We start from the raw sequence: 268 nt of genomic DNA, 5'->3' as shown, positions 1-268 counted from the left end.
ACACTGAACCGGTATCCACTACAACCAGTCCAGTTACAGTCACCGCAGAGGTTGCCGTAAACGCACTTTGTATCCAGGAAATAGGCTCATAGGTTGCAAAAGACAGTTTTAATGCCAATGCTCCTAGCGTTATTAATATTAAAAAACTGCAACATAAAATAAGAGGCGGAGCCGCATTGATTTTTTTATGCCCACTGACTTTGCGCTCAATAGGCGTTTTGAGAGGGTGCCATAAAACCATGATTATAAGAGCCTTGGAGCTAGATAG

At 42.5% G+C, this 268-nt stretch carries 1 pseudogene; it reads right to left on the bottom strand.

Going from position 1 to position 268, the window contains the following annotated elements:
* Positions 1-241, bottom strand: a pseudogene (locus tag AAEY62_RS22645) (Ktr system potassium transporter B); the annotation flags it as partial.
* Between the last annotated feature and the right edge of the window lie 27 nt (positions 242-268).

Origin of the sequence: Pseudoalteromonas sp. GW168-MNA-CIBAN-0100 (assembly GCF_040309225.1) — a bacterium.
Classification (GTDB): Bacteria; Pseudomonadota; Gammaproteobacteria; order Enterobacterales; family Alteromonadaceae; genus Pseudoalteromonas; species Pseudoalteromonas arctica.
This window is presented reverse-complemented; position numbering and strand designations above follow the sequence as displayed.